At 24.8% G+C, this 12,010-nt stretch carries 5 protein-coding genes; all 5 read right to left on the bottom strand.

Annotation, left to right across the window (positions count from 1 at the left end):
* Positions 1–141: 141 nt before the first annotated feature.
* The 5 genes from Q0K52_RS13260 to Q0K52_RS13240 all read right to left on the bottom strand — a co-directional run bounded on the left by Q0K52_RS13260 (position 142) and on the right by Q0K52_RS13240 (position 11,641).
* Positions 142–1,047 carry a glycosyltransferase family 2 protein gene (locus Q0K52_RS13260; RefSeq protein WP_297300196.1) on the bottom strand — a complete coding sequence of 302 codons (906 nt, stop codon included), beginning with the start codon at positions 1,045–1,047 and terminating at the stop codon, positions 142–144.
* A complete protein-coding gene (locus Q0K52_RS13255; RefSeq protein WP_297300194.1) occupies positions 1,044–2,972 on the bottom strand; it encodes a hypothetical protein in 1,929 nt (642 codons plus the stop codon). The genes Q0K52_RS13260 and Q0K52_RS13255 overlap by 4 nt, the downstream gene beginning before the upstream one ends.
* Before the next feature lie 406 nt (positions 2,973–3,378).
* Positions 3,379–5,331, bottom strand: coding sequence for a hypothetical protein (locus tag Q0K52_RS13250; protein WP_297300192.1), 1,953 nt, complete (start codon positions 5,329–5,331; stop codon positions 3,379–3,381).
* Positions 5,332–5,676: 345 nt separating this feature from the next.
* The gene (locus Q0K52_RS13245) at positions 5,677–6,981 is read right to left on the bottom strand and encodes an MATE family efflux transporter (RefSeq protein WP_297300190.1); all 1,305 of its coding nucleotides are present in this window, start codon (positions 6,979–6,981) and stop codon (positions 5,677–5,679) included.
* 916 nt (positions 6,982–7,897) lie between these two features.
* Entirely contained in the window at positions 7,898–11,641 is a 3,744-nt protein-coding gene (locus Q0K52_RS13240; RefSeq protein ID WP_297300188.1) for a DUF2723 domain-containing protein, read from the bottom strand.
* Between the last annotated feature and the right edge of the window lie 369 nt (positions 11,642–12,010).

Below are 12,010 nucleotides of genomic sequence, written 5' to 3'. Positions count from 1 at the left end.
TTGTTTGTTTGTTTGTTTGTTTGTTTGTTTGTTTGTTTGTTTGTTTGTTTGTTTGTTTGTTTGTTTGTTTCATAATAAATTTATCCATAATTTTATAAATTATATAATATAATAAATGAATAGTCAAGCTGTTAATGGAGTTTATTTAATAGAATTATATTTAAATCTTCTATTTTCTGATATGACTCTTCCTACAGCATTCATTATTAATCCTATAGCAAAAGATAATGCGGATAATATTAGTATGCATATAGTAAGTATGGCAGTTGGGAATCTATCAACTTTCAATGTTTCAAAATATTCTATAGTTATACTTATTCCTAAAGACATACCTATAATAAAAAATATAATGCTTATTATATTAAAAAACAATAAAGGTTTTTCTGTCATCATTAAATAAATTATAGTAAATAGTATTCTAAATCCATCTCTAAAAGTATTAAGTTTAGAATGAGAACCTTCAGGTCTTTTAAAATATTTAGCAGGAACTTCTCCTACAGGCAAACGCATTTGTAGTGCATATATTGTTAATTCGGTTTCTATTTCAAAACCTTTAGAAGCAGCTGGAAAACTTTTTACGAATCTTTTTGAAAATATTCTATAACCGCTAAGCATATCATTAAATCTTTTTCCAAATAATGTATTAGCAAAACCTGTGAGCATAGCATTACCAAAAGTATGACCTTTTCTATGTACATCTTCGTCTACAACTTCACGAGAAATATTAAGCATATCAAGTTTTTTATCTAAAAAGTATTGTATATGCTTTTTTATTTCAGATATATCATACTGCATATCAGCATCAACCATAATATATATGTCAGCTTCAATATCCGCAAAAGCTCTTCTAACAACTTCGCCTTTACCTTGATAATTAACTTCAGTAACTATTGCTCCAGCTTCTTTTGCTAATTTCACAGAATTATCTTTGCTGTTATTATCAAACACATTTATTTCAGCTTCAGGCAAATATTTTCTAAATTCTTCTATTACCTGTTTAATGGTTATTTCTTCATTGTAGCAGGGTATTATTACTGATATTTTCATTGATCTTTACCTCTTAATTCTTTAATAAACTTTTTGAATCCTCCTCTGTCATATATAAATATGATAAATGACATTAAGGCTAATATACTAATAGGTATAATAGGATAAATATACCTGTAATTGTAATCAATTGCTGCGGTAAATAAAGCAACTATACTTGCTGTTGCTATTGATGAAAAAGATACAGAAAAAGTAAATACCAATACATCATTTATAAACTCTTTTTTTAGGATCAATAATATGCCAGATATGCAAAATAATATTACTGATATTAGTATAAAGAAAAATACATTTATATTTGGCAAGATAATTGTTAGAAAATTAAAGATTGATTTTTTTAATTCCGTAAATTTTATACCTTGATTTTCTTTATAAAATTTTGTATTTTTGAAAATTTTATCTACTTTTCTAGTTTTTAATACAGTATTATTAGGATATCTTCCTTCATATTGATAATATTGATATTTTGATGTCCACATAGCTTTTGTAAAATTAAACATATGTTTTATATAATTTTGAGGATATTTTAAAATAGATTTTAACAATATTATTTTAACTTCTGATGGATCTGGTGATAAAAATATTTTATCATTTCTTATAGGATCTCCAAGAAAAGGATTTTTATTATATTGTTCAGCAAGATCTTTAAAACTTTTACCCTCTCCCCACCAACTCTCTGGAATTAAAGATGGATCGTTAGCTGGCACTATACAGCCGGCTATTTGTAAATTATATATATGGAGACTAGCTGTTTTATTTATATTTTTTATAAATATTCTTGGAAATATAAAATATACAGACATTAAAACAACAGCATTTATTAACATTATACCAATAAAATAAAATATGTATTTTTTTATTGATTTGATATCTTTAGTTTTTAAATAATCATAAGTGAACCATATTAATATAGGATAAACAGTTACTATGAAATTATGTCTATGTAACATTCCAATAATTAATGATAATAATGATATGATTTTTAATATCCTCTTATTTCTATTTTTCAATGGAGATACAATAATAAAAAATACAATAGAGTAAGAAAATATTATATACAGAGTTGCTACAGAATCTTTTAAATATTCTATATTGAATAAAAATATTTGTGGTATAAAAGAAATTAAAAACAATAATATACTTAGCTTATTTTTTGTTTTAATGTAAATGGAAATAATAATCACTGATATAGAGCAATACCATAAAAATAGGTTAATGAAGAAAAAAGATGACATAGTAAGCCCAATTTTATCAATAAATTTTATACTTAAATCTAATAAAACAGGATCCCAATTATAACTCATATTATATAAACCATGTACAATAGATCTCCAAGTATCAAAATTCTGAAAATATCCAGGATAAAATAGCCAATATTGAAAAGCAAATAATAATATTCCTACAAGTTCTATTTTGTTTACAAACAGATAATCATTTTTATCCAAAGTTTTTTTATATTTCCAGTATTCTTTAATAAGATAATATCCTATACACATTAATAAAATAATAAAAATTATTGCTATATAATAAAATACATCAAAATTTATCATCAAATAATATTTGGTATCAATTTTGTCATCAGGTTTTAATTCTTTAGTGGATATTAAAGAACCAAAAGGAGTTCCGAATCTGTCATTCATTTTAGCTGATTTTATATATTTTGGTAAATTATTCAAATAAGGATAAACATCATAAATATCACTGTTTCTAAATATTTTACTGTAATATTTAATTCTAAAATTATAAGTGTATTCACCTTTTTTTGATGATATTAAATTGAATTCAGACAAATATCCTATTCTATCTTGTTTTCCTAAAAAAGCAGTTATAATTATTATGAATATAAATGCTAATATTGATATAATAAATATATTTTTTATTAATTGCTTTCTTTCTATTAATATGTTATTTAATTTATTTTTCATAAATTACTCCATAAGATACATAGGTAGTATCCATATCCATTAAAATATTTTTTGCAACAAAGATAAATTTGTTTAAGAAAGTAAACTTGCGAATATATAGATTTGTTTGTTTGTTTGTTTCATACTATTATCCATAATATTTAGTATTATATCATAATAAAAAAAATAATCAATTTATTTATTTTAATTACTATATATTTATGTGTAATATAAAATTTTAGATAAATAAGCACAACAATAATTATAGAAAATTATATCTATTTGTTAAACTTTTTATTTCTAAAATTGAATTATATTTTATTATCAAAAACATTTCTTTTAGCTTTAGGCAAATATTTCCTAAACTTTTATATTACTTGTTTAATAGTTATTTCTTCATTGTAGCAGGGTATTATTACTGATATTTTCATTGATCTTTACCTCTTAATTCTTTGATAAATTTTTTAAATCCTCCTCTGTCATATATAAATATGATAAATGACATTAAGGCTAATATACTAATTGGTACAACAGGGTAAATATATCTATAACTTAGATTAATAACTGCTACTGGACTAAATAGAGCTGTAATAATGGATGTAGCAAAACCAGAAAAAGATATAGAAAAAGTAAAAATAAGGTTATCATTTATTAAATTTTTATTTAATAAAATTAATAAACCGCTTATAAAGAATAGAATTATTACTATTAATACAGAAGGAAATATATTAATATTAGGCAATATTTTCAAAAGTAAATTATATATATTTTCTCTTAATTTTGTAAATTTTATTCCGCTATTTTCTTTATACCATTTGGAATTATAGAATTCTTCTCCTGTTTTACTTATTCTATACTTTTGAAAAAATCTTTCTATTTTATAATTGTATGGATAACTTTGTATAATTTTAGAATTGAATGCTGTGTATTTTTGTATCCATAATGCTTTAGTAAAATTAATAGTGTGTTTTATGTAATTTATAGGATATTTAATAATTGATTTAATCCATATTATTTTTATTTCTTTATCATATTTTACTATATTTCTTAATGGATCTGCAGATGTTCTATCTTTTTTATATTGATTAGAAAAATCTAAAAAAGTTTTATTTTTTTGATATAAGTAATCTGGTATTAATGAGCTATCATTTTCAGGAACAATACAGCCTGCTATTTGTAATAAGTAAATATGATTTGAGGCATCTGGTCTTATATTTTTTATAAATATTCTTGGAAATATAAAATATATACCCATTAATATAATGGCATTAATAAACATTATAGCTGCAAAAGAAAACAAATATTTTTTTATGTTAGTAATATTTTTAGTTTTTAAATAGTCATAAGTGAACCATATTAATATAGGATAGACTGTAACTATGAAATTGTGTCTATGAAGCATACCTATTATAAGTATTAATAATGATAGATATTTTAGTAATAATCTAATAGATTTATTATTTATTTTATATAAAATGATAGATAATATTATGGAACAAGATAAAAATAGATATAAAGTAGCTATAAAATCTTTCAAATAATTTGCATTATTAAAAAATATTATATATAGATAACTTATAAGAAATAACAATATCACATATTTATTTTTAAATTTTAAATATAAACTAATTATTATTATTGATAGTCCTAAATACCATAATAACATATTAATCAAAAATAAAGGCATCATAGTAAAACCTAATTTATCTAAGAATTTAATGTAGAATTCTATAATAAATGGATGCCAATTATTACTCATATTAAATAATACTTTAAAAATACTATCATACAAATCATAAAAATTAAAACTTCCCGGATAAAACAGCCAGTATTGAAAAGCAAATAATATTATTCCTACAAGTTCTATTTTGTTTACAAACAGATAATCATTTTTATCCAAAGTTTTTTTATATTTCCAGTATTCTTTAATAAGATAATATCCTATACACATTAATAAAATAATAAAAATTATTGCTATATAATAAAATACATCAAAATTTATCATCAAATAATATTTAGTATCAATTTTGTCATCAGGTTTTAATTCTTTAGTAGATATTAAAGAACCAAAAGGAGTTCCGAATCTGTCATTCATTTTAGCTGATTTTATATAGTTTGGTAAATTATTTAAATAAGGATAAACATCATAAATATCACTGTTTCTAAATATTTTACTGTAATATTTAATTCTAAAATTATATGTGTATTCACCATTTTTTGATGATATTAAATTGAATTCAGACAAATATCCTGTTCTATCTTGTTTTCCTAAAAATGCAGTTATAATTATTATAAATATAAATACTGCTATTGATATAATAAATATATTTTTTATTAATTGTTTTTTTTGTATTAATATGTTATTGAATTTATTTTTCATAATTTTTCCATCATTACAGAGATTGATTAAAATATCTTTTGCGGCAAAAATAAATTTGTTTAAGAAAGTAAACTTGCGAATATATAGATTTATTTGTTTGTCTTATAATATTATCCATAATTTTCAGTATTATATCATGTAGGAAAAAATAGTCAATAATATTTATATATAATTATGGCTTTGTATGCTGTAAAGTAATATATTATATAAAATAATTATCTGTATAAAATATAATAACTTCAACAGATTATATTTATTATAATTTTTTTATTTTAAAAATTTAAGTAATTATAAATTAATAATGAAATAATACTAATACAAACTGTACATATGAAAAATAGTTTTTTATGAATTAGTTTGTATATTAATTTTTTTGTAATATATAAAAAATATAGAAGAAAAAATACTTGTTAAAATTTCAGCTGTTGGAAAAGAAATCCATACTCCAATCATATCAAATATTGATGATAGAATAAATATTGATGGCATTATAAATATAAAGCCTCTTAACATTGATATTATGAATGATGGTTTTGCTCTGTCCATAGCTGAGAAATATACGCATGTGATTATATTATATCCTACAAATATAAATGCTGTAAAATATAAATGAAGTCCTTGAACAGATATTTTTTGAAGTTCTGTATTCGAATCTCTATTGAAAAGTAGGGTTATTTCATTGGCAAATATTGAAGTAATTATATAAACTATTATTGATATAACTGATGATAAAATTAAAGCGTATTTATATATTTTATTTATGTTTTTAATGTTTCCATAATTGCTGCTTATTATAGGCTGTATTCCTTGTCCTATACCAGTAAATATTGCTATTATTACTAATGCTATATTGGCTATTATTCCATAAGCTGCTACTCCTATATTGCCATTGATATTAAGTATTACTATATTGAATGCTATCATAACAAAACCAGATGAAATTTCTGTTATTAAAAAAGATATTCCCAATGCTGATATTTCAAAAAATTTTTTTATATTTATATTTGGCTTAACAATAAAAAAAGTATTTTGCTTCTTTATAAAAATTATTGATAATATTAATATGCTTACAATAGGGGAGAATCCAGTTGCTAAAACTGCACCGAATATTCCCATTTTTAAAGGAAATATAAAAATATAATCAAAGATGATATTGAATAAACTTCCCATAAGCATACCCATCATAGCAAGTCTTGGGTGATTATCATTTCTTACAAATCCCAAAAGCACATTATTAAGCATAAACATAGGAGAAAATATTAATATTACTTTTATATATGTGTTAGTCATATTTTGTATTTCATTTCTGGCACCAAGCATATAAGAAATATTTTCTGCAAAAAGAAGTCCTGTAATTATAAAAATTGAGGATATTATAATTACATAAATTAAAGCATTAGTAAATACAGTATTAGCTTCACGGTTTTGAGTTTTTAGTATTGCATATTTTGTGGCAGAACCCATACCTATCATAAGCCCTAATCCATTTACAAAATTAAAAATAGGTATGGCTATATTTAAAGCGGTAAGTCCGTCTGCTCCTATTCCTCTTGCTACAAAAAAAGTATCTGCAAGTATATAGCATGATAATCCTATCATTCCAAGTATATTTAATGATACATATTTAATAAAAATATTAAGCACATTCATAAAAATACCCCATAATAAAAAAACGTTTGCGTTCATACTTTCTAAGGCCTACGGTATGAATACAAACGTTTTTTAAAAATTTATCCGGCGACAAATTTTTATTTTCTTTAATATTTAATGTATTCTAATTATATATAAATTATAATATTAAGTCAAATTTAATGAAAATATTATCTTTTTTACTTTTTTCTAATCCCCGCCCTTTATTCTTTGTTAATATATTTTGAATTTTTATTTCTATAATCTTTATAGTTTGATTATAAATTCCAGCACCCGCCCAAGGTGAAATTAACTTTAAAATTCATTAAACGCACGGTAAATCAAATTAACAATATAATAAAATTTGAATTATAAATAAATCTATATTTTTAGTTTTATTCTGCGTGCGGTAATAAAGCAGCAAATTTAAAAAAAACTTGGGTGGGCAGCTAAAATAACAGTTTAAATTTAAAAGAAAAATAATATAAAAATACCAAAATAGATTTAAAGCCTAAAGGGTGGGATTAAAAAATAAGCTTTAAACTTTATTTACATTTCCCGCCCTTTATTCTCTATTGATTTTGTATTGTATTTTAATTTTTATTTCTTTATTGTCTTAATAAAAAAAGCATGCCCGCCCTAGTGTTTTTTTTGTATGCCTACACAACGCACGTTAAATGAAATGTTAAATATCATTTTTATTATAATAATAATTTAGCCATATTTAAAAGCTGATTTACCGTGCGGTGAAAAAACAAAAAAATTAATCACAACTTGGGTGGGTAGTGCTTTGAGAGCGGAGGCATTAAGATAATTAAAAATGAAAAATACAAATTTAATAAAAAGCCTATAGGGTGGGGTATGTAATTTGGTTAAAAAGAAAAAGGCTCACTAAATTTAATTAGTAAGCCTTTGAAATTTGTTATTGTTTATGTATTTATTGTCCCATATTCATAGTGCCTAAATACTGCATTATCTGAAGTCTTCTGCTTTCAACATCTTTATCCAAATTAGCTATTACATCATTAGTAGCAGCTAATGGAGACATTATTCTTTTGAAGTCATTGTAAATATTTAGAGCTTCTACAATTTTATTTTGTTCTATATATATATGACCTATAGCATATAAAGCAAAAGCACCATCTTGAGTTAACTCATTAGTATATTTTGAATATGTACTTACAGCTTCATCATACATCTTATTGTTGAGATAAATATTAGCTAAATCAAATTCTAAACCTGTTCTTTGATCTTTACTAAGATCAGGCATTTTTAAAGTATCATTTAATGTATTAATAGAACTTGTTATATCTCCTACATTAGCATAAAGTATAGATATATCTTTATTAACATTAACTAATTGATCTTTATTTCTAGCTCTTTTTTTAGCTTCTAATTTAGCCCATAATGTTTCTTCTATATCTTGTCTGTTTTGATATATATAATTAGCATAAGAAGAATAACTTTCAAAAGTATCCTCTTTCATAGCTTGTTCTTTTAATGAATCAGCCTGCTGTCTTGTAGTTTTAAGCTGAGCATCTATTCTAGCCATAAACTGTTTTATTTGCTGATAAGTTTGATTCTGCTCTCTTGCAGCATCTCCCATATCTTTTCCTCTATGAAAAGTCTTTTCAGCTCTAACAAGAGTATCTTTAGCTTTATTTAAATACTCTGCTTCTTTGTCATAAGGAGTATCTTTAGAACGTGCTAAATATTCATAAGAAGCAGTCAAATTGAAATAAGCAGGATAAATAAGTTTTTCTAATTTGATAAGCTCCTCAAACATTGCAGCAGCTCTTTCATAATTGCCATCCATAATAGCCTGATTACCTACTGCAAAATATACATTAGACATATCAAAACCTATAGTAAGCATTTTATCTTCTTCTTGTTTCTTTAAATCTTGGAACTCTGCTATTTTTTGATTAGCTTCATCTCTTGTCATGCCATTTTTAGCTACATTTCCATTACCCATAAAGCCTAATAATTTTTGATATGTTTTTATTCTTCTATTGTACATATCTATTTTGGCAAGAGAATAAGAACTTACAAATATTTCTCTTGTTAGGAAGTCATAATGAGAAATTTCTTCAGGAGTACCTTGCATAGTATAACTGTTCCAGTAATCCTCTTCAGTTTTAAATTGAGGGAAAGGAAGTTCATACATTTTTACGAAAGTTATCTCTTCATTTCCGTCATATATATTTTTTCTTACAACTGAAATTAAACCTTCATCTAATAAAGCATTTAAATCAGCTGCTAATTTGTCATTCTCATAATCTCTTTTTAAATGCTCTTTGGCAATGTCTTTATAGTCATTAACAGTAAGTACTTTAAAGAATTCTAATTCATCAACCAAAGCATATTTAATAGGCTGAACTTTGAATACCAAACCATAAGCTTTGAAATAGTAATCTCCTATTCTATGAAGACCTTCACGTCTCCAAGCCATATAATAAGGTCTGCCTGATTCTATAAAGTCTTTATCAACGGCATCGCTTATATCGCCAAGCCATCTTCCGTCTGTTTTCATAAGGTTACCATATATTCTTTCAAATACATTACCTTTTTGGTCATATATTTTTAAATCAGGTCTTCTTCTTTCAACCATAGTATAATATACAAGTCCGAATACTTGGTTATCTCCTCCTTCTGTTGCAAATATTGCATTGTCAGGAAGTGAGTTCATCATATTGTATGAATAGTCATGGTTGCTGTAATCTTTTGAGTTATTGTTACGGCTGAAATTCATTACAAATATAGGTATCATTATAGCTAATATTGCTGCAAGAGATATAGCATGATAAGGCTTTAATGAAGTATCTGCAGTTTCCTCTGAAGGCTTCTTTAATACATTTTTTATATTTGTATTGAAATATTCCATATACCATTGAATACCAAAACCTATTATTACAATCATATATAATGTTGCAGGCAAGAAGAATACTTCAACGAATGATAATGTTCTTACACTTGGAGGAGGATTAGTATATGCCATTAAAGATACAGCAAAACTTAAAAGTCCGAATACTGAGAATATACCCATAAATTTATTTTTCTTAAATATTTGGAATAATCCAGGTATTAAGAATAATAAACCTAAAGCAGTTAATTGTGTTTTGAAAATATTTATCAAAGCAGATACTTGTTCTGGGTGAAGTATGAAAGCAGCAGCAATATCATTTCCAGAAGCACCATACTGTTTTCTATGTATCATACTGAATAAATAACTTAAATTTTCCCAGCCTGAAGGTTCATTCAATTGTCCCCAGTTCAAAGGAGGTAAAGCTCTTGCTCTTATAGGCATGTAAGCATATATCATAACACCTACTGCAAGCATTAAAAGCATTTTATAATAAACTATTGATATTCCTGTTATAAAGTCATTATCGTTATTAAATTTATCTATTTTGCAAAGGAAATATCTATAAACTAAGCACCAAACTAATACTAAGAATAAAGGCCAGAATACTAAGAACATACCTTTATATAAAGTAGGGTAGAATGGAGCTTTTAAATTCTGTATCATATCCGGTCTTAAATAAGAACCATTAGCCAATGCAGTGAATATATCGCTCATTATATTCATATCAGCGAAAGGCTTAAATATTATAGAGAATATTGAATCATTAGAAGCTACTCCCGGAGGGAAATATAAATAAGCTTCATAATTCATAATAAATCTATAGTATCCGAAACCTCCAATAAATAATAATACCAAAAATACAAATATTGATATAAATGAAGTTTCTATATGATTGATATATCTGTCTTTATGAACTAAGAATAATACAACAGCTATAAATAAGAGAGGAGCAAAAGCGAAAGGTAAAGTAACATGGTGATTGGCAAGAGCTACACCGTATAGAAAACCGAAAGCCATTAAATGTTTGCTTCCATAATAAGGAATTTCATCGCTTGCATGTTTCCATACATTTTCAAACCAATAAACAAGTATTAAAAGCATAGAAGCTATTTGAAGTATATTCAAACTGTAAACTTCTGCCATAGTAGCTTGAGCCCACATATTATCAGATATAGCAAAAGCAACACTTGCTAGTAATGCTGGTATCTGTACTATTGGAGAGAATCCTTTTTCTATTCTATTTTGTCCTAATACTTTAACCATAATAAGATAGAAGAAAATCATTGCAAATGCGGCACAAGTACCTGAGAATAAATTTGTTCTCCAAGCAATATTTCCTATAGGTATATAAGTAAATAATTTGGACATTAATGTATAGAAAGGATATCCCGGAGCATGTCCTACACCTAAGAAGTAAGCAGCAGTTGTAAGCTCTCCGTTATCTCCTGCTGAAAGTGAAGGTGTTAATGTAAACAAATAAAGTAAGAATGTGAAAAGAAAAGCAACGGCAGCAAATATAGCATCTATTTTTGAAAGATGATAAGGTTTTACCTCATATCTTTTGAAAATAGGTTCTTGATTATTATTTCCTTCTTTAGAGAAGAATTTAGAAATAATACTTCCTGCGTTTTTATTATTTTTAGTGCTTGTTTTTTCTTTTTTTACATTATTTGTTTTTTGATTATTTTGCAGATTATTAATATATTCTTCTATTAACTCTCTGTCTTTTTCTAGTTTTTTTGTGAGTTCATCAATGCTTTTACTTTTATAATTAGCTTTGATGTACTCTTTTTCCAGATGCGAAAGTTTTGCCATTTAGTTATCTACCTCTTTATTAAAATAAAAATTTTTATATCTTACTTAATTATATTGACGTATTTTAATAAATAATTTTAAGAATTAAAAGAAATATTTTTTAACAAGTAATATTTAGTTAAAAAATGCAGTCCTTTTGCTTCTCGCCGTAGGCGTACTTCGTATGGGTCACCACCAAGTAGGACCTATTCGGTAAAATAAGTTGTGTGCGGGGCAAAGCCCTGCAAAAATAAACTATAGTAGATTATTATATAATATAATCGCTTATTATTCAAGAATGTAAAAAATATATTTTTGCATGGGTGCTAGACATATTGCATTTAAGTATTCCTTATCTTTTTGAAGTATAACATAGGTGTATCATAATTT

This window comes from uncultured Brachyspira sp. (genome assembly GCF_944390845.1).
Lineage (GTDB): Bacteria > Spirochaetota > Brachyspiria > Brachyspirales > Brachyspiraceae > Brachyspira > Brachyspira pulli.
This window is presented reverse-complemented; position numbering and strand designations above follow the sequence as displayed.